A 17,951-nucleotide genomic window follows, 5' to 3' on the forward strand; every position below is an offset into this window, starting at 1 on the left:
CGTTCGATCCGGTCGGACTACGCGCGGGGCCGGTCAGGGTTTCAGCCTGATCTCGAACAGCGTCGGCCACAGCTTGCCGGTCACGAACAGCCGGCGCGTCGCCGGGTCATAGGCGATGCCGTTCGCTACCCCTTCCGGATCGGCGACCGAAACCTGCGCCACGACGGGGCGCAGGTCGATCACCTGCGTCACCTTGCCCGAGCGCGGATCGATGCGGACCAGATAGGGGGTGTGCCAGATATTGGCGAGGATCGCGCCGTCGACCCATTCCAGCTCGTTGATCTGGTCGAGCGGCCGGCCGTTCAGCGTGACCGCGATCCGCCGCCGCTCCTTCAGCGTCTGGGGATCGAGCACGTGCAGCGTCGCGGTGCCGTCCGACTGGATCAGCGCGGAGCCGTCGCTGGTCAGTCCCCAGCCCTCGCCGGTCGTATAGCGTCCCTTGCCGAGCGGTTTCAGCGTCCGCGCGTCCCAGCGATAGGCGACGCCGTCATGCCAGGTCAGGCTGACCAGCGTCCGCCCCCAGGCGGCGAGTCCCTCGCCGAACTGCGCCGGGTCGATCTGCGCGCGCCGCGCGACCTTGCCGGTGGCCAGGTCGACGCGCCGGACTTCCGATTCGCCCTCGCGCCCGACGCTCTCGTAGAGCGCGCCGTCGTGCCAGATCAGCCCTTCGGTGAAGGCGCCGCGATCATGCGGGTAGCGGCGCACCACCTCGACCTGCACGAGCGGGGCGCGGGTCGGGGCGGGTGCGGTGGCGGCCGCCTGGGGCGCGGCGGCGATCAGGGCGAGCGGGGCGAGGATGAGGGCCATGGCCCCCATTTTAGGCGAGGACATGGCCAAGGGCCATGGGGACTTGATACGCGGCGTGGCGGAACGACGTCGCGTTTAGGATGGCGGCGGGATTTGCCGGAGAATCCGCATCACGACTATCCGACCGTCCTCCAACGCCATGTCGACGGTCCATTCCCCGCCAGCGAACATGGTGGCAAGCGCGCGGGGGACGCCCTGCGAGTTCACGCGCTCCGCAGGTTCGATCAAACCACGATAGCTCAGCGAATTCGGCTGGATATAAGCGATTGCGTCGAGCGGCAGCTTCGCAAGTGCGACCCGGCCGCTGGTGATCGCCGTCATCTCCTCCTTGCTCGGCCGCAGGTCGGGATCCTTGTTGTTGCGTGCGAAGTCACGCGCCATCAGGGCGGACTGATCGTCGATCGACACTTGCAGCGGGAGGCGGCGATGCGACTTCGCCCGAGCTTGGAGTGCAACCAGTTGGCGGATCAGTGCAAATGATTGCGGCGCGTCCGTTTCGCTGACAGAGAAATAAGGCTTTTGCTCGGTGGCGCATTCGGTCGAGTTCCGGTTTTCGGCAAGCCGACTATAGGTCCGCTCCGTCGTCACGCTGACCGGTGGGGAAAGTGGCGCCATTCCCCCTTTGAAGACCGACGGCGCCAACAACACATGAGCGACCACTCGCTCGCAGAACCCCGCCTCTTGGCTGGCTTCACCCGCCATGACCAAGGTGATGGGCATTTGATAGAGGGCACCCGGCGGCGGCGGCGGCATGGGCGCCCGAAGTCCGACGTCAGCCGCCACGACCACGGGATGTCCTGGCGCCAGCAACGCGTCGCCCAATTGGGCCGGCGTCATTGCCCTGGACTCGGCAAATGTCATGGCCGGTGGGTCGGTACGCAGAGCGATCGCGGCGGCCATGATCCATAAGAGCGGCATGATCCCCCCTCGCCGATAAGCCCTGGGGATTGTGACGTCATCTTGGCAGCGTCATGGTCACCTGCCCCAACGCACAACGGCCCGCCCGGTCGAAACCGGACGGGCCGTCGCGATGCTCCACCCTGGTCGGGTGGGGCGGATCAGCTGCCCTGCTGCAGGTTGACGGCGGCGTACTTGCCGCGACGGTCCACTTCGAGCTCGAACTGCAGGCGATCACCCTCGTTCAGCGAGCTCATGCCCGCACGCTCGACCGCCGAGATGTGGACGAACGCGTCCGGCTGGCCGTCGTCGCGCTGGATGAAGCCGAAGCCCTTCATGGCGTTGAAGAACTTGACGGTGCCCGTCGCCTTCTCGCCGGTCAGCTGGCGCTGCGGCGCGCCACCGAAGCCGCCGCCACGATCGTTGCCACCCGCACGCGGGCCACGGTCGCCGAAGCCACCCTCGCGCGGCTCGCGCGGAGCACGCTCGGTCACCGGCATCGGCTCGCCGTCGATCTTCAGCTCGGTCGCCGAGATGCGGCCGCCGCGATCGACCAGCGTGAAGCCGAGCGGCTGACCCTCGGCCAGGGCGCTCAGGCCGGCCTGCTCGACCGCCGAGATGTGGACGAACACGTCCTCGCCGCCGTCGTCACGGACCACGAAGCCGAAGCCCTTCTGCGCGTTGAAGAACTTGACCACGCCGGTGCCCTCGCCGACGACCTGCGGGGGCATGCCGCGGCCGCCGCCGAAGCCGCCGCCACCACCGCCGCCACGGAAGCCGCCACCGCCGCCGCCGCCGAAGCCGCCGCGGTCGCCACCGAAGCCGCCGCCGCCACGACCGCCGCCGAAGCCGCCGCCACCGCCGCCGAACCGGTCACCGCCGCCGAAGCCGCCGCCACCGAAACCACCGCCGAAGTCGCCACCGCCGAAGCCGCCGCCGCCGAAATTGTCATCGCCGCCGAAGCCATCGCGCTTGTCGCGCCCACGTCCGCCACGATTGCCGCGGCCACCTTTATCGAAACCCATAAGCCCTGTTCGTCTTCCCGGTTCGCCCGTCACTGCATCCTCAAGAACCCGAGCGCCGGACGAGGTGCCGAGGTCTTCAAGGCGCGAAATAGTTTGCGCCTACTCTTGCGCATAGCCGATTCCATCAAGCCCTGCGAATGAAATTTTCACCACGGTGCGTCTTCGGCGGCGAAGAGGGGCGTGGCTGCGACGGGTCGCCGCGCGCCCAGCGCGCTTGAGCGGGCGCGCGCCAGCGGCTACGGCCCTGGGGATGACCGTGCATTTTCATGAAGAGGACATCCCCGCCGGCCTGTTCGCCGGGGCGTCCAGCATCGCAGTCGATACCGAGACGATGGGCCTGATCACGCCGCGCGACCGGTTGTGCGTGGTGCAACTGTCCGATGGCGGCGCGGACGAGCATCTCGTCCGATTCGCGCCCGACAGCGACTATGCCGCGCCCAATCTCAAGGCGCTGTTGGCCGATCGCGCGATCACCAAACTCTATCATTACGGCCGGTTCGACATCGCCGCGATCCAGCATTATCTCGGCGTGGTCGCGGCCCCCGCCTGGGACACCAAGATCGCGTCGCGGCTGATCCGCACCTATACCGACCGGCACGGCCTGAAGGAACTGGTGCGCGAGCTGCTGGGCCAGGACCTGTCCAAGGCGCAGCAATCGTCCGACTGGGGCGGCCCCGACCTGTCCGACGCGCAGAAGGAATATGCCGCGTCCGACGTGCGCTACCTGCACCGGCTGCGCGCGGAGCTGGAGCGGCGGCTGGCGCGCGAGGGCCGCACCGCGATCGCCCAGGCCTGTTTCGACTTCCTGCCCAGCCGCGCCGCGCTCGACCTGGCGGGCTGGCCCGAACAGGACATCTTCGCCCATGCGTGAGGCCGCCTGATGCCGGAGATCGGCCGCCCGGCGGGCGAGCGCGAGCGGAGCGCCCGCCAGCGCTGGGCCGCGCCCGGATCCCGCCACGACCGGGTGGTGGCGGTGGCGCGGGTCGTGCTTCCGACCGCGATCGGCGTGCTGTCCGCCTTCCTGGTGATGGCGCCGCTGACCGCCAGCGGCGACGTGTCCTTCGTGCTCGACAAGAACAAGGTCGAAGTCGCGCGCGAGCGGCTGAAGATCCAGCGCGCGCAGTATCGCGGCCAGGACGACAAGGGCCAGGCGTTCGAGCTGACCGCCGGCTCGGCGATCCAGCGCAGTTCCAGCGAGCCGATCGTCCAGCTCCGCGCGCTGGAGGCCAGCCTGCAACTGCCCGAGGGGCCGGCGGAGATCGTCGGCCAGCGTGGCCATTACAACATGGATTCGCAGAAGGTCGCGATCGACGGGCCGATCGCCTTCAATGCGGCGGGCGGCTACAAGATGGACACCAGCAACGCCACCATCGACCTGACCACGCGGACGATGCAGAGCGCCGGACCGGTAACGGGCACCGTGCCGCAGGGCCGGTTCAGCGCCGATCGGCTCAGCGCGGATCTCGACAGCCGCACGGTCACATTGAATGGCAACGCCCGCTTGCGGATCGTGCCGCGAGGGGCGAAATAGCGCCGATGCGCAATTTCAAGCCGCTGATGCCCGCTCTCGCGATTCTCGCCACCCCGATGCTCGCGGCGGCCCCGGCGGACGCGCAGCAGCGCCACAACAGCAATGCGCCGATCGATTTCGGCGCGGACCAGATCCAGTTGCAGGACAAGGCCAACCGCGCCGTCCTGTCGGGCAATGTCGTCGTCAAGCAGGCGGAGATGACGCTGACCGCGGCGCGGATGACGGTGACCTATACGGGCCAGGTGGTCGGCGGCAATCCGCAGGTCTCGCGGCTCGACGCGTCGGGCGGCGTCACCGTCCGCCGGCCGGACCAGACGGCGCGCAGCCAATATGCGATCTACGACCTCAACCGCCGCGTCATCACGATGATCGGCGGCGTGTCGCTGACCCAGGGCGGCGGCAACACGGTGAATGGCGGCCGGCTGACGATCAACCTGGATACCGGCCGCGCGGTGATCGACGGATCGTCGGTCGCAGGCGGCGGCTCCGGCAGCGGCGCGGGCAGCGGCGTCACCGGCGGCACGACCCAGACCGGCGGCCGCGTCACCGGCACCTTCTCGGTGCCCAAGCGCAATTAGGCCGCGGGGCTTTCCGTGCGCGGCAAAAACGTGCAAGCGGAAGGCCCTGTCGGTCCCCTGTCGAAGCTCGTGAGGCCCTAAGCGCGATGGATTCCACCATCCTCTCCCCGTCGGACACGGTCGCGCCGATCGCCGAGCCGCCGGTCGCGCGCGGCCTGCAGGTCGTGTCGATCGCCAAATCCTATGACAAGCGCACGGTGTTGACCGACGTGTCGGTGTCGGTCGGGCGCGGCGAGGTGATCGGCCTGCTCGGTCCCAACGGCGCGGGCAAGACCACCTGCTTCTATTCGGTGATGGGGCTGGTGAAGCCCGATTCGGGCCGCATCCTGCTGGACAACGAGGACATCACCGGCTTGCCCATGTATCGCCGCGCGATCCTGGGCCTGGGCTATCTGCCGCAGGAGACCTCGATCTTCCGCGGTCTGTCGATCGAGAAGAATATCCTGGCGGTGCTGGAGCTGTCGGAGCCGGATGCGGCGCAGCGCCAGGTGAAGCTCGACCGGCTGCTGGAGGAATTCGGCCTGACCCGGCTGCGCGCCTCGCCGGCCATGGCGCTGTCGGGCGGCGAGCGGCGGCGTGCGGAGATCGCCCGCGCGCTGGCGGCGGACCCGTCGATCATGCTGCTCGACGAACCCTTTGCCGGCATCGACCCGATCTCGATCGCCGACATCCGCGACCTGGTGAAGGATTTGAAGCGACGCGACATCGGCGTGCTGATCACCGACCATAATGTTCGCGAGACGCTCGATATCGTCGACCGCGCCTATATCATCTATGACGGGCGCGTGCTCTTCTCCGGCTCGCCCGCCGAACTGGTCGCGGACGCCAATGTCCGCCGCCTGTACCTGGGCGAGGGCTTCTCGCTCTAGCATCATGGCCGCCCTCCCCTTCCGCCAGGGCCTGCCCGGATGAGCCTCGCGCCGCGTCTCGACCTTCGCCAGTCGCAGTCGCTGGTGATGACGCCGCAATTGCAGCAGGCGATCAAGCTGCTCGCGCTGTCCAATCTGGAGATCGAGACCTTCATCGCCGAGGAGGTGGAGAAGAACCCGCTGCTCGACGCCACCGCGACCCAGGAAGTGGTCCGGCCCGAGCGGCCCGAGACGGAGGAGCCGGCGGGCGCCGATGCGCTGGTGACCGGCGCGGCCGCCGCCGACCCGCTCGACGTGGATTACGCGACCGAGAGCCACCAGCAGGATTCAGCGGCTGACGGCGGCGGCCCGGCCGATGGCGGCCTGTCGCTGTCGGGGGGCACGGGCAGCGGCGGCGCGGGCGCGGAGGACGGCCCCGACCTCGACATGCTGGCGGAGGGCGCGCCCAGCCTGGCCGATCATCTGCTCGCCCAGGCGGCGCTGGCGGTGCCGGCGGCGGACGCCTTCATCGCCCAGCACCTGATCGACCAGATCGACGAGGCGGGCTATCTCACCGTGCCGCTGCTCGACCTCGCCAACCGGCTGGCGGTGCCGCTGATCCGGGTCGAGCGGGTGCTGGCGATCGTTCAGACCTTCGACCCCACCGGCGTCGGGGCGCGCGACCTGGCCGAGTGCCTGGCGCTGCAGGCACGCGAGGCGGACCGTTACGACCCGTGCATGGCGCGGCTGATCGAGCATCTCGACCTGCTGGCGCGCGGCGAGCTGGCGCGGCTGAAGCGAATCTGCGGCGTCGACGACGAGGACATGGCCGACATGGTCCGCGAACTGCGTGCCTATGACCCCAAGCCCGGCTGCCGCTATGGCGGCGAACCCGCGCCGGCGGTGACGCCCGACCTGTTCGTGGTGCCGGTGCGCGGCGGCTTCGGCATTGAAATCAACAGCGCCACCCTGCCCCGCGTGCTGGTCAACCGCCGCTATTACAGCGAATTGTCGCGCACCGGTCAGGACAAGGCGTCCAAGGCCTGGCTGTCCGACTGCCTGGCCAGCGCCAACTGGCTGGTCAAGGCGCTGGACCAGCGGCAACGCACGATCATGAAGGTCGCGCAGGAGATCGTGAAGCAGCAGGAGGGTTTCTTCCGCCACGGCGTCGCGCATCTCAAACCCTTGACCTTGGCGCGCGTCGCCGAGGCGATCGGGATGCACGAGTCGACCGTCAGCCGCGTCACCAGCAACAAATATCTGTCCTGCGCGCGCGGACAGTTCGAGCTGAAGTATTTCTTCACCTCGGCGATCCAGGCGGCGGACGGCGGCGACGCGGTGTCGGCCGAGGCGGTGAAGAGCGCGCTGAAAGCCCTGATCGCCGGCGAGGGCGACACGATCCTGTCCGACGACACGCTGGTCGAGCGGCTGCAGGCCAAGGGCTTCGACATCGCCCGGCGCACCGTCGCCAAATATCGCGAGGCGATGGGGATCGGCAGCTCGGTGCAGCGCCGCCGCGCCCGGGCGCTAGGCGGCGGCTGACCCGACTGGCGCCGGCTCCGTCACACGGACCCGGTCAGGCCCCGATCCTGTTCCAGCCGGTCCGCCAGCGCATGAATCGCGTCGCCGGCGAAGGACCGGACCGCCTCGCCGGCCTCGTCGAACTGCACGGGATGATCGGTGGTCAGCACCGCCTGCGCGCGATGCTCGGCGTCCAGCTCCCACCAGGCGCGCACCGCGCCGGCCAGGCTGGTGACCTCGGCCACGTCGTTGCCGCCACGCGGCACATTCTCCAGCGCCGCGCTCATCCGCCAGTCGATCGTCACAGGTCGTTCTCGCTGATCACCACCATCACCTGGTCGGGATCGCGGGCCAGCGCCTTCGCACCCGCCGCCGCGACGCGATCGGCGACGCCGTGCAGCGTCGCGACCGGCTCCGTCACCGGATTGATGCCGGTCAGGGCGCGAAGCGTATCATAGAGAACCGCGAAGGCATGGCGCTCGCCGCCGATCTCGGCGGCGAACTCGACGCGGCGTTCGTCGACATTGTCGAATAGGGTGGCGGTATCGATGCTCAGCTGGTCTGCGGCCATCCTGCTTCTCCTTGAATATGCTCCCTGAACCGCGCGGGCGACGGCGCAGTTCCGGGTCAGTCGTCCTCATCCTCGAAGCCCACCAGCGCCAGCGCGCGGGCGCGGATCTGGCGGGTCATGCACCAGTGGACCAGCGCATCCTCGCGGCCGTGCGTCACCCACACCTCCTTGGGCGCGATCTCGGTCAGCGTCTGGGTCAGCTCGTCCCAGTCGGCATGGTCGGACAGGATCAGCGGCAGCTCGACATTCTTCTGCCGGGCGCGCTGGCGCACCCGCATCCAGCCGCTCGCCATCGCGGTGATCGGATCGGGCAGACGCCGCGACCAGCGATCGTTCAGCGCGCCGGGTGGGCACATCACGACATGGCCGGCCATCGCCGTCTTGGCGACGCCCGCGACCGGGATCAACGTGCCCAGATCGACACCATGCTCGGCATAGAGGTCGCACAACCGCGCCAGGGCGCCGTGGATGTAGATCGGCGCCGCATGCCCGCGCGCGCGCAGTTCCGCGATCACCCGCTGCGCCTTGCCCAGCGCATAGGCGCCGACCAGCACGCAGCGATCGGGATTGGCGTGGAGCCGCGCCAGCAGCTTGTCGATCTCGTCACCGGTATCGGGATGGCGGAACACCGGCAGCGCGAAGGTCGCCTCGGTCACGAACACGTCGCAGGGCACCGGTTCGAAGGGCGTGCAGGTCGGATTGGGCCGCCGCTTGTAGTCGCCCGACACCACGACCCGCTCGCCCCGGAAATCGAGCACGATCTGCGCGGAACCCAGCACATGGCCGGCGGGAACGAAGCCGACCGCCACCTCGCCCATCCGGATCGTCTCGCCATAGGCGACCGGTGCGCCGTTCTGCGGGCCGTAGCGCGCGGCCATGATCGCCAGCGTCTCGGGCGTCGCCCAGACCCGGCCGTGGCCGCCGCGCGCATGATCGGCATGGCCATGGGTGACCAAGGCCTGCGCCGCAGGCTCCGAGGGGTCGATCCAGGCATCGGCCGGTTTGACAAGGATGCCGTTGGGGTGTGGTTCGATCCAGTCGCCGAGCTTCGCCATCACGTCTCAACGTTTGGGATCGAGGGGAGTGTCCGGTTTTCGGCCCCGCGCCGGAAAGGGGGGAAACGACGCGGAGCCGAACCGGGGAACGGGCGGGCGCGGGATTGGGTTCCCCGCGCCCCGCCGTCACATGGCCTGCAGCTCACCCAGATGCGTCTGCACCACCGGCGCGATCTGGCCAGCGACCATCTTCAGCGGCGCGGACGTGCCGTTGGCGGCATAGCCCTGATGCAGCGTCAGCGCGCGCTGATGCGCCGCCTTCTGCTGGGTCACGTAGAGCGAGTCGCGCGCCGTGCCCTTGGCGGCACGGAGCGCGGCGACGTCGCGCGCGCCCATCGCGTCGAGCTTGGGCGGCGGCACGGTGACGCCGGCCTTGGCGGCGGCGGCCTTCACGTCGGCGGTGCTCTTGGTGTGATCGCGAATCATCATCTGCGCGAAGTCGCGCAGCTTCGTGTTCTTGCTGGTCGCCAACACGAGCTGGCTGGACGTCTTCTCGTAAAGGTCGCTCGCCCCGGCCTTGGTGACATAGGTGGTTGGCGACACCGCCTGCGCCGATACCGCGGCGGGGGTCAGCGCGACGATGGCGGCAAGCGTGAGGGATCGGATCATCATGGCTCTCCTGTTGGCCCTACTCCTCGCCCAAGCGTCCCAACTGGCGGGACGTTCCCGACGGCACGCAGGATTTCGCCAGACAACTGAGGGAGTTGATCGCGATCAATCGCTTTCCAGGACCGGGCAATCGGTCCGCTTTTCAAGCCGTACGAAGGAGAAGCAAGCGTCGCGGCCATGCACCATCCCGGCCGAAGCTGGATCGTCGGATAGGCCGATGGTTGATCTCCCATCGCCTTTGCCGGGGCGGGGAGCCAGGTCGATGCTGACCGCGCTCCCGTGGCGGTCAAAGCCGCCGGCCCTCAGCGCCCCACCCAGTCCGCGATCTGAGTCGCGACCTGATTCGCCGCCTGGTTCAGCGCCGGCCCGGCCGAGTCGGCATCGATAGCGGCGACCGGCACGCGCGCCTCGAACCGGCGGGTCTCGGTGCCGCTCTGCCCGGCGCGCGACAGGGTGGCGTCGAAGGCGACCACCGCCTGGCGCGCGGTCGCGTCCAGACCGAAACGACGCAGCGTGCCACCAAGCTGGTCGTTCGCCTCGCCCACCGCCTGGACCGGGCTGATCACCACCCGGCCGGTGCGCGCCGCCAGCGTGTCCGACACCAGCCGCGCGAACAGCCGCGCCGGCGGCTCGGACCATTGCGCCTCCTTCACATAGGCGAGCGTGGTCGGCGTCACCTCCACCGGCACGCGCGCGGTGGCGAGCGCGGCGGCGCTGCCCGGCACGTCGACGACGATGGTGCGCGCGGTCGCCGAGTCGCGCACCTGCCCGACCGGCACCATCGCGTCGCTGGTCAGGACCAGCAGCGACTTGGGCGGCTTGGCCCCGAAGCTGACGCAGCCGGCCAGGGGCAGCGTCGCGGCGCAGATCAGGAGAGCGGCTCTGTTCATGGCGATCCTCACTTGCCCTTATAGTCCGGCAGCTTCTGCGCGCCGATCAACGAGCTGGCGCCCTGCTGGTCGACCTTCTCCGCCACGGCGGACAGGGCGGCGGCGGTGGTGCGCAGGTCGCGGATCAGACGATTCGCTTCCGGCATGGTCTGTTTCGAAAAGGCCTGCAGGCCTGGCCGTGCATCGTTGACCGCAGCGTTCAGCGTCTCTGCCGATTGCTGCGCGGAGGCGATCGCGCCATTCAGGTTCTGGATCGTCGGCTGCACGTCGTTGGCGAGCAGGCCGTTGGTGGTTTGCGCCAGGTCGCCGATCTGCTTCGACGCCTCGCCCGCCTGCTGGATGGCGATCCGCGTCTGCGCCAGCGTCGCGGCGATCTCCGGCCCGCGATCGGCGAGTGCGTCGGTCAGCCGGTTGGTGTTGTCGAGGATGCCGGCGATCGACGCCTGGTTGCGATCGGTCAGGAGGCCGGTCAGCCGCTCGGTCAGCGTCGACAGCCGCTCCAGCAGCTGCGGCGCGCTGTTCAGGATCGCGCCGATGCCGCCCTGCTTGGTCGGGATGACCGGCACGCCGTAAGGGCAGACATTCGGGTTGGGCGGCTCCGGGCAGGTGATCGGCCGTGCGCCCTTGCGCGCGCCGTCGAGCGACACGGTGCTGGTGCCCGTGAAGCTGCCGATCACGGTCGCGGTGGTGCCGTCCAGCACCGGCGTGTCGTCGTTCACGCTGATCCGCACGCGGACATATTGCGGGTCGTTCTTCCACAAGGCGATCGACTTGACCTGGCCCGAGGGCACGCCCGAATAGGTGACCTGCGACCCGCGCGCGAGCCCGTCGACCGACTGGCGGAAGAAGATGTCATATTCCTTCTCCGCCGTACCGCCCAGCCGCGCGATCCACACGGTGAACAGCGCCAGCATCGCCAGCAGGATCAGCACGACGGCGCCGACCAGGACGTGGTTCGAACGGGTTTCCATCAGACTGTCCTTGTTCCGGCGGGATCGCTGTCCCGCGCCGTATTGTCGCTGTCGCCGCCCTGCGACGCCTGGTGGGTGGTCGCGGCCGTCACCTCGGTCGGGTGGCGGCCCGTTTCCTGATCGAAATCGAGCCGCTCCTGCCCGGTTGCCGCCGCCCGGCCGCGCGGCCCCTCGAAATATTCGTGGATCCAGGGATGATCGGTCGCCTTCAGCTCGTCGATCGTGCCGACCGCGATCACGCGCTTGTCGGCCAGCACCGCCACCCGGTCGCAGATCGCATAGAGCGTATCCAGGTCATGGGTGATCAGGAACACGGTCAGCCCCAGGGTGCGCTGGAGCGACTGGATCAGCGAATCGAACGCCGCCGCGCCGATCGGGTCGAGGCCGGCGGTCGGCTCGTCGAGGAACAGCAATTCGGGGTCGAGCGCCAGCGCGCGGGCCAGGCCGGCGCGCTTCTTCATGCCGCCCGACAGTTCGGCCGGGTATTTCGGACCGGCTTCGGGCGGCAGGCCGGTCATCACCACCTTGTAGGCGGCGATCTCGTCGAGCAGCGATTGCGGCAGTTCGCGGTAGAATTCGCGCAAGGGGACCTGCACATTCTCCGCGACGGTCAGCGTCGAGAACAGCGCGCCGCCCTGGAACAGCACGCCCCAGCGTTTGCGGATCGCGACCGCCTCGGTCTCCTCGCGACCGATGGTCGGCTCGCCGAACACGGTGATCTCGCCCGCATCCGGGGTCTGGAGGCCGATGATCGAGCGCATCAGCACGGACTTGCCGGTGCCCGATCCACCGACCACGCCCAGAATCTCGCCGCGCCGGACCTGGAGGTCGAGCTTGTCGTGGATCACCGACTCGCCGAAGCTGTTGCGCAGCCCCTTCACGTCGACCAGGATATCGTCCCTGCGCACCGGCATCAGTCCCAGCCCAGCCAGGTGAAGAACACCGCGAAGAAGGCGTCGAGCACGATGACCAGGAAGATGCCCTGCACCACCGCCGACGTCGTGCGGAGCCCGACCTGCTCGGCGTCCGCCTCGACCTGCATGCCCTGGAAGCAGCCGGCCAGCGCGATGATCGCGCCGAACACGGGCGCCTTGATCAGCCCGACATACAGGTCGGTGATCGGCACCACCTCGCGAATGCGGGCGATGAAGGTGACCGGCGGGATGCCCAGCGACACCGCCGCCAGCAGGCCGCCGCCGATCATCGCGATCAGCGACGAATAGAAACCGAGCAGCGGCATCAGCACGATCGCCGCCAGCGTGCGCGGCACCACCAGCGCCTCCATCGGCGACACGCCGATCGTGCGCATCGCGTCGATCTCCTCGGTCAGCTTCATCGTTCCGATCTGCGCGGCGAAGGCGGAGCCGGACCGGCCGGCGACCATGATCGCGGTCATCAGCACGCCCAATTCGCGCAAGGTGAGGCGGCCGACCAGGTTGATCGTGAACACCTCCGCGCCGAACTGGCGAAGCTGCACCGCGCCCTGCTGCGCGATGACGATGCCGATCAGGAAGCTCATCAGCCCGACGATCGCCAGCGCGGACACGCCGACCGTCTCGAATTCGTGCACCACCGCGTTGAAGCGGAACCGGCGCGGATGGCGGATCACGCTGGCGAAGGCGAGCGTGGTCGAGCCGAGGAAGCCGAGCAGCCCGAGCAGGGTCCGCCCCGACTGCACCACCGCGTCGCCCACCTCACCCAGCACGCGGCGGAAACCGCTGCCTTGCGAGGCGCGCGGCACCAGCGGCTTGTCGGCCTCCACCACCTGGTCGAACAGGTGCTTGCCGTCCGGGCTCAAGCCCTCAACGGGCGCGTCGTGCTTGGCGGCGAAGCGGTGAACGACCCAGGCGCCGACCGTATCGATCCGCTCGACACCGCTCAGATCGACGGCCCGGACCCGGTCGAGCCGGTCGAGTCGCTCGGTCAGGCCGCCGATTCGCGCCAACGACAGGTCGCCGGTGAAGCGGACCGTGCCGTTATCGTCCTGGAACTGGGCGGCATCGTTCATCAAACGCACCCTTGGTCGAAATGACGCGTCGCGGCAAGCCGTCCCGTTATCACGACAAATAGCGGCGGGTCGATCACAACAGCACATCCACGGCATGGATGCCCAGACCAACAAGGCCGCCGACCAGCGTGCCGTTCACCCGGATATATTGCAGGTCGCGCCCCACCGCATTCTCCAGCCGGCCGGTGATGGTGGCCGCATCCCAGCTCCGCACCGTCTCCGATACCAGCCGGACGATGCCGTCGCCATAATCATGCGCCACGCCCACCGCCGCGCGCCGGACGAAGCGGTTGATCCGCAGCGCCAGCCCCCGGTCGCGAACCAGCGTGTCGCCGATCTGGCGCAGGATCTCGCCCAGTTGGCCATTCATCGCCGCCTCCGGGTCGCGGGCGACACGCAGCAGCGCGGCCCGCGCCTGCTCCCAGAGCCCGTCGAGCCAGCGGGCCATCGCCGGATTGGCGAGCAGCTCCTCCTTCGCCGCCTCGACCCGCGCGCGGGTGACGGGGTCATGCTGCAGGTCCCAGGCCAGCCGGTCGAGCCCGTCCTCCACCTTCTGCCGCATCGGATGGTCGGGATTGTCGGCGATATCCTGGAGCAGCTTGTCGAGACCGGCGATCAGCTTGTCGGCCAGCGTCTCGTCCAGCCCGGTCCAGCGCAGCACCGCGCCGGCGCGCTCGTGCACCATCTGGCGGATCAGCGCGTCGTTCGACTGCAAGGCGCCCGACGCCCAGCGCACGCCGGAGTCGAGCAACGGCCGATGCCGCCCCTGCGCCATCATCGCGGTCAGCAGCTGGCCCAGGATCGGAGCGACCGCCATCTCGCGGATGCGGGTGGCGACCGCCGCCTTCATCATGCCGCCGAGCCTGGCCGGGTCCATCGCCTCCAGCACCTGCGCGACCATCCGCGAGGCTCCCTGGCGGAAGCGGCCGCCCGCCCCCTCGGGCGGGTCGGTCAGCCAGCGCGCGGCGGCGGCGGCCACATCCACCCGGCGCATCCGTCGCGCCACCACGCGCGGCACCAGGAAATTGGCGCGCAGGAAGTGCGCGAGCTGGTCGCCGATCCGGTCCTTGTTGCGCGGCACGATCGCGGTGTGGGGGATCGGCAGACCGAGCGGATGACGGAACAGCGCGGTCACCGCGAACCAGTCCGCCAGCCCGCCGACCATTGCCGCCTCGGCAAAGGCGCGGACGAACCCCCAGCCGGGATGCGCGCCATCCAGCAGCCGGCTGAAGAGAAACAGCGCCGCCATCGCGACCAGCAGCGCGGTCGCGACCAGCCGCATCCGCACCAGCCCAGCCGGCACTTGGTCGAGGGACGTGCGCGCGAGTTTCACAGGCGTAACAATTCCCGAAGCGCGCGATGGTTCATGTCGATCCGCCGGCAGGCGTTTCCACCCGCTCCCGCGGGCGCTCACGCCTATTCAGCCGCGTGCGGTCCCTCCTGATAGCCGATCCGGCCCGCCATGTGGCCGAGCTGAGGGCCGGACGGGCCGGCGATGCCGACCACGTCGCTGCCATCGTCGCCGGGGCGGTAGGTGAGCAGCCGGCGGCTGAGCCGCGGCCCGGCCCACCGCTCCACCCCCACCGCCAGGCTGAAGATCGCCGGCACGATCAGCAGCGTCAGCAGCGTCGACAGCACCAGCCCGCCGATCACCACCGTGCCCATCGGTGCGCGGAAGGATCCGTCGCCCGACAGCGAGAAGGCGGTCGGCACCATGCCCGCGACCATCGCCACCGTGGTCATCACGATGGGCTGGGCGCGCTTGTGCCCAGCGTCCAGGATCGCGCTGATCGTGTCGACGCCCTTGGCCATCTCCTCCAGCGCAAAATCGATCAACAGGATCGAGTTCTTGGCGACGATGCCGAGCAGCATCAGCAGGCCGATATAGACCGGCATCGAGATCGGCTGGCCGGTGATCCACAGCGCCAGCAGGCCGCCCAGCGGCGCCAGCATCAGCGAGCCCAGGTTGACGAAGGGCGGCAGCACGCGGCGATAGAGCAGCACCAGCACCGCGAAGACCAGGAACACGCCAGCGATCACCGCGACGATGAAGTTCTGGATCATCTCCGCCTGCCATTTCGACTGGCCGAGCTGCAACTCCGTCACGCCGATCGGCAGGTTCCGCATCGTCGGCAGGGCATGGACCTCCTTCATCGCCACCGAGCTGACCACGCCCGGCGCCAGGTCGGCGCCGAGCGTGATCTGGCGCTGCTGGTTGACGCGATCGATCTTGGTCGGACCCGAGCCCAGGCCGATATCGGCGACCAGGCTGAGCGGCACCGACCCGCCATTCTGGGTCGCCACCGGCAGGTTCTGGATCGTCGACAGGTTGGCGCGCGCCGACTGGTCGAGCGCGACGCGGATCGGGATCTGCCGGTCGGACAGCGAGAAGCGCGCGGAATTCTGATCGATGTCGCCCAGCGTCGCGATGCGGATCGCGCTCGACAGCGCCTGGGTCGTCACGCCCAGATTGGCGGCCAGGTCCATGCGCGGGCGGATCACGATCTCGGGCCGCTGCATCTGGCCCGACACGCGCGGCGCGGTGACGGTCTTCAGCCGCGACATTTCCGCGACGATGCGGTTGGCGGTCTCGCCCAGCTTCACGGGATCGTCGCCGCCCAGCACGATCGTCAGGTCGCGACCGCTGGAGCCCCAGCCGAACTGCGACCGGAACGAAACGCGCGCATCCGGGATCTTCGCCAGTTCGGGCGCCAGCTTGCGCTCGAACTCGGTCGAGGTGATCGTGCGGTCCTTGGACAGGATCGCGGTCACGCTGCCGCTGCCGACGCGGGTGCGGGCGTAGACGGAGGTGACTTCCGGCTGGCGGCGCAGGAAATCGGCGACCTGGCTGACCACCGCATCGGTCTGGGCCAGCGTGGTGCCGGGGACCATCTCGACCTGCGCGCTCGAATCATCCTCGTCGCGCGTCGGCTGGAACGTGGAGGGCAGGATGCCGAACATCGCCAGGGTCATCACGAACGATGCGACACCGATCATCGTCACCCAGACCCGGTGGTCCAGCAACCGGCTCAGCCAGCGCTTCGCCCCGCCCTGCGCGCGCCACGCGGTGCTGCGACCGCGATCCAGCGTCCAGCGCAGCGCCGCCATGTACCAATCCATCAGCCGCCCCTCGCCATGGCTGGCATGGCCGAAGGACTTGAGGAAATAGGCGGCGATCATCGGCGTGAGCAAGCGCGCGACCGCCAGGCTCATCAGCACCGCCGCGACCACGGTCAGGCCGAAATTCTTGAAGAACTGCCCGGCGATGCCCGGCATCAGGCCGACCGGCAGGAACACCGCGACGATCGCCATCGTCGTCGCCAGCACCGCCAGGCCGATCTCGTCGGCCGCGTCGATCGACGCCTGATAGGCGTTCTTGCCCATCCGCATGTGCCGGACGATGTTCTCGATCTCGACGATCGCGTCGTCGACCAGCACGCCCGCCACCAGGCTGAGCGCGAGCAGCGTCATGCTGTTCAGGTCGAAGCCGAGCAGGTCCATGACCCAGAAGGTCGGGATCGCCGACAGCGGGATGGCCAGCGCCGAGATGAAGGTCGCGCGCCAGTCGCGCAGGAACAGGAAGACGACGACGACCGCTAGGATCGCGCCCTCGACCATCGCATGGATCGCGCTCTTATACTGTTCCTCGGTATAGTCGGTGCTGGTCCAGCGCTGGACGAACTTCACCTTGGGATTGCGCTTCTCCAGCGCCTCCAGCTTCTTGACCGCCTCGTGATAGACGGTGACGTCGGACGCGCCCTTGGCGCGCTGGAAGTCGAAGCTGACCGCCTGGCGGCCGTTCACCGCCGCGCGGCTGCGCTGTTCGGCATAGAGGTCGCGGACCTGGGCGATGTCGCCCAGCCGCACCGTCCGGCCGCCGCCGACCGCGATCTGGGTCTCGGCCAGGTCGTTGGCGTCGCGGGCATTGCCCAGCACGCGGATCGACTGTTCGGACCCGGCGATCTGGGCGCGCCCACCCGCCGCGTTCAGGTTCACCTGGCGGAGTTGCTGGTTGACCTGGCTGGCGGTCAGGCCCTGGCTCTGCAGCTTGACCGGGTCCAGGATGACGCGGATCTCGCGGCTGACGCCGCCATTGCGGTTCACCGTGGCCATGCCGGGCACCGACAGCAGCTCCTTGGCCACCGTGTTGTCGATGTACCAGGACAATTGCTCGACGGTCATGTCGCTGGTGATCGCAGCGAAGCTGGCGATGTCGTTGCCGCTGGTGTTGGCGCGGAACACCTGGGGCTCCAGGATTCCTTCGGGCAGGTCGCCGCGGATTTGGGCGATGGCGTCGCGCACGTCGTTGACCGCGCGGTCGATCGGGGTGCCGATCGCCAGCTGGATCACCGTCTGGGACTGGCCCTCGGTCACCGTCGAGTTGATCTCGTCGATGCCCTGCAGGCTGCGCACCGCCGCCTCCACGCGTTGCGTCACCTGCGTCTCCAGCTCGGTCGGGGCGGCGCCCGGCTGGCTGATGGTGACGATCGCGACGGGGAAGTCGATGTCCGGATCGTTGTTCACGTCCATCCGCATGAAGCTGACGATGCCCGCCAGCGTCAGCGCCAGGAACAGGACGATCGGCGGCACCGGGTTGCGGATCGCCCAGGCCGAGATGTTGCGGAAGCTCATCGGGATCG

At 69.1% G+C, this 17,951-nt stretch carries 18 protein-coding genes; 5 read left to right on the plus strand and 13 right to left on the minus strand.

The window, feature by feature from the left end; genetic code table 11:
- Positions 1 to 33: 33 nt before the first annotated feature.
- The 3 genes from GGQ96_RS10200 to GGQ96_RS21665 form a co-directional block, all read right to left on the minus strand.
- On the minus strand, positions 34 to 807 hold the full coding sequence (locus tag GGQ96_RS10200; protein WP_184114323.1) for a glutaminyl-peptide cyclotransferase: 774 nt from the start codon (positions 805 to 807) through the stop codon (positions 34 to 36).
- Between the two features lie 75 nt (positions 808 to 882).
- On the minus strand, positions 883 to 1,707 hold the full coding sequence (locus GGQ96_RS10205) for a hypothetical protein (RefSeq protein ID WP_184114325.1): 825 nt from the start codon (positions 1,705 to 1,707) through the stop codon (positions 883 to 885).
- Between the two features lie 158 nt (positions 1,708 to 1,865).
- Positions 1,866 to 2,729 (minus strand): cold-shock protein, encoded by an 864-nt coding sequence (locus tag GGQ96_RS21665; RefSeq protein WP_184114327.1) that lies wholly within the window; start codon positions 2,727 to 2,729, stop codon positions 1,866 to 1,868.
- Positions 2,730 to 2,979: 250 nt separating this feature from the next.
- On the opposite strand from GGQ96_RS21665, the gene GGQ96_RS10215 reads away from it, so the two are divergent.
- From GGQ96_RS10215 to rpoN, 5 genes are all read left to right on the plus strand, one after another.
- Positions 2,980 to 3,600: a ribonuclease D gene (locus tag GGQ96_RS10215; RefSeq protein ID WP_184114329.1), complete on the plus strand. Its 621-nt coding sequence runs from the start codon at positions 2,980 to 2,982 to the stop codon at positions 3,598 to 3,600.
- Positions 3,601 to 3,609: 9 nt separating this feature from the next.
- Complete coding sequence (gene lptC / locus GGQ96_RS10220) at positions 3,610 to 4,260, plus strand: LPS export ABC transporter periplasmic protein LptC (RefSeq protein WP_184114331.1); 651 nt, start codon at positions 3,610 to 3,612, stop codon at positions 4,258 to 4,260.
- A 5-nt stretch (positions 4,261 to 4,265) separates the two neighbouring features.
- Complete coding sequence (locus GGQ96_RS10225) at positions 4,266 to 4,838, plus strand: LptA/OstA family protein (RefSeq protein WP_184114333.1); 573 nt, start codon at positions 4,266 to 4,268, stop codon at positions 4,836 to 4,838.
- Positions 4,839 to 4,924: 86 nt separating this feature from the next.
- Entirely contained in the window at positions 4,925 to 5,707 is a 783-nt protein-coding gene (gene lptB / locus GGQ96_RS10230) for an LPS export ABC transporter ATP-binding protein (RefSeq protein ID WP_184114335.1), read from the plus strand.
- Between the two features lie 39 nt (positions 5,708 to 5,746).
- Positions 5,747 to 7,228 (plus strand): RNA polymerase factor sigma-54, encoded by a 1,482-nt coding sequence (gene rpoN / locus GGQ96_RS10235; protein ID WP_184114337.1) that lies wholly within the window; start codon positions 5,747 to 5,749, stop codon positions 7,226 to 7,228.
- A gap of 20 nt (positions 7,229 to 7,248) precedes the next feature.
- Here the strand turns inward: rpoN and GGQ96_RS10240 are convergent, their stop codons facing one another.
- The 10 genes from GGQ96_RS10240 to GGQ96_RS10285 form a co-directional block, all read right to left on the minus strand.
- Complete coding sequence (locus GGQ96_RS10240; protein ID WP_343059000.1) at positions 7,249 to 7,512, minus strand: hypothetical protein; 264 nt, start codon at positions 7,510 to 7,512, stop codon at positions 7,249 to 7,251.
- A complete protein-coding gene (locus tag GGQ96_RS10245) occupies positions 7,509 to 7,778 on the minus strand; it encodes a hypothetical protein (RefSeq protein WP_184114339.1) in 270 nt (89 codons plus the stop codon). The genes GGQ96_RS10240 and GGQ96_RS10245 overlap by 4 nt, the downstream gene beginning before the upstream one ends.
- A 56-nt stretch (positions 7,779 to 7,834) precedes the next feature.
- Positions 7,835 to 8,833, minus strand: a complete 999-nt coding sequence (locus GGQ96_RS10250; RefSeq protein WP_184114341.1) for a ligase-associated DNA damage response exonuclease — start codon at positions 8,831 to 8,833, stop codon at positions 7,835 to 7,837.
- A gap of 126 nt (positions 8,834 to 8,959) precedes the next feature.
- On the minus strand, positions 8,960 to 9,442 hold the full coding sequence (locus tag GGQ96_RS10255; protein ID WP_184114343.1) for a DUF4142 domain-containing protein: 483 nt from the start codon (positions 9,440 to 9,442) through the stop codon (positions 8,960 to 8,962).
- A gap of 302 nt (positions 9,443 to 9,744) precedes the next feature.
- Positions 9,745 to 10,332 (minus strand): ABC-type transport auxiliary lipoprotein family protein, encoded by a 588-nt coding sequence (locus GGQ96_RS10260; RefSeq protein WP_184114344.1) that lies wholly within the window; start codon positions 10,330 to 10,332, stop codon positions 9,745 to 9,747.
- 8 nt (positions 10,333 to 10,340) lie between these two features.
- Complete coding sequence (locus GGQ96_RS10265; protein WP_184114345.1) at positions 10,341 to 11,303, minus strand: MlaD family protein; 963 nt, start codon at positions 11,301 to 11,303, stop codon at positions 10,341 to 10,343.
- Positions 11,303 to 12,217, minus strand: coding sequence for an ABC transporter ATP-binding protein (locus GGQ96_RS10270; RefSeq protein WP_184114346.1), 915 nt, complete (start codon positions 12,215 to 12,217; stop codon positions 11,303 to 11,305). The genes GGQ96_RS10265 and GGQ96_RS10270 overlap by 1 nt, the downstream gene beginning before the upstream one ends.
- Positions 12,217 to 13,311 (minus strand): ABC transporter permease, encoded by a 1,095-nt coding sequence (locus GGQ96_RS10275; protein ID WP_184114347.1) that lies wholly within the window; start codon positions 13,309 to 13,311, stop codon positions 12,217 to 12,219. Before GGQ96_RS10275 ends, GGQ96_RS10270 begins: the two co-directional genes overlap by 1 nt.
- Positions 13,312 to 13,384: 73 nt before the next feature.
- Positions 13,385 to 14,593, minus strand: a complete 1,209-nt coding sequence (locus GGQ96_RS10280) for a DUF445 domain-containing protein (RefSeq protein WP_184115050.1) — start codon at positions 14,591 to 14,593, stop codon at positions 13,385 to 13,387.
- A gap of 134 nt (positions 14,594 to 14,727) precedes the next feature.
- Positions 14,728 to 17,943: an efflux RND transporter permease subunit gene (locus GGQ96_RS10285; RefSeq protein ID WP_184114348.1), complete on the minus strand. Its 3,216-nt coding sequence runs from the start codon at positions 17,941 to 17,943 to the stop codon at positions 14,728 to 14,730.
- Positions 17,944 to 17,951 lie beyond the last annotated feature (8 nt).

This window comes from Sphingomonas abaci (assembly GCF_014199625.1).
GTDB lineage: Bacteria > Pseudomonadota > Alphaproteobacteria > Sphingomonadales > Sphingomonadaceae > Sphingomonas > Sphingomonas abaci.

Excerpts from the sequence above, each read along its gene's own strand:
- rpoN (WP_184114337.1), top strand. The coding sequence starts at position 5,747 with ATGAGCCTCGCGCCGCGTCTCGACCTTCGCCAGTCGCAGTCGCTGGTG.
- GGQ96_RS10270 (WP_184114346.1), bottom strand. The coding sequence starts at position 12,217 with ATGCCGGTGCGCAGGGACGATATCCTGGTCGACGTGAAGGGGCTGCGC.
- GGQ96_RS10260 (WP_184114344.1), bottom strand. The coding sequence starts at position 10,332 with ATGAACAGAGCCGCTCTCCTGATCTGCGCCGCGACGCTGCCCCTGGCC.
- GGQ96_RS21665 (WP_184114327.1), bottom strand. The coding sequence starts at position 2,729 with ATGGGTTTCGATAAAGGTGGCCGCGGCAATCGTGGCGGACGTGGGCGC.
- GGQ96_RS10200 (WP_184114323.1), bottom strand. The coding sequence starts at position 807 with ATGGCCCTCATCCTCGCCCCGCTCGCCCTGATCGCCGCCGCGCCCCAG.
- GGQ96_RS10205 (WP_184114325.1), bottom strand. The coding sequence starts at position 1,707 with ATGGCCGCCGCGATCGCTCTGCGTACCGACCCACCGGCCATGACATTT.
- GGQ96_RS10275 (WP_184114347.1), bottom strand. The coding sequence starts at position 13,311 with ATGAACGATGCCGCCCAGTTCCAGGACGATAACGGCACGGTCCGCTTC.
- GGQ96_RS10280 (WP_184115050.1), bottom strand. The coding sequence starts at position 14,593 with ATGCGGCTGGTCGCGACCGCGCTGCTGGTCGCGATGGCGGCGCTGTTT.
- GGQ96_RS10255 (WP_184114343.1), bottom strand. The coding sequence starts at position 9,442 with ATGATCCGATCCCTCACGCTTGCCGCCATCGTCGCGCTGACCCCCGCC.
- GGQ96_RS10215 (WP_184114329.1), top strand. The coding sequence starts at position 2,980 with ATGACCGTGCATTTTCATGAAGAGGACATCCCCGCCGGCCTGTTCGCC.
- GGQ96_RS10250 (WP_184114341.1), bottom strand. The coding sequence starts at position 8,833 with ATGGCGAAGCTCGGCGACTGGATCGAACCACACCCCAACGGCATCCTT.
- GGQ96_RS10285 (WP_184114348.1), bottom strand. The coding sequence starts at position 17,943 with ATGAGCTTCCGCAACATCTCGGCCTGGGCGATCCGCAACCCGGTGCCG.
- GGQ96_RS10245 (WP_184114339.1), bottom strand. The coding sequence starts at position 7,778 with ATGGCCGCAGACCAGCTGAGCATCGATACCGCCACCCTATTCGACAAT.
- lptB (WP_184114335.1), top strand. The coding sequence starts at position 4,925 with ATGGATTCCACCATCCTCTCCCCGTCGGACACGGTCGCGCCGATCGCC.
- GGQ96_RS10265 (WP_184114345.1), bottom strand. The coding sequence starts at position 11,303 with ATGGAAACCCGTTCGAACCACGTCCTGGTCGGCGCCGTCGTGCTGATC.
- lptC (WP_184114331.1), top strand. The coding sequence starts at position 3,610 with ATGCCGGAGATCGGCCGCCCGGCGGGCGAGCGCGAGCGGAGCGCCCGC.
- GGQ96_RS10225 (WP_184114333.1), top strand. The coding sequence starts at position 4,266 with ATGCGCAATTTCAAGCCGCTGATGCCCGCTCTCGCGATTCTCGCCACC.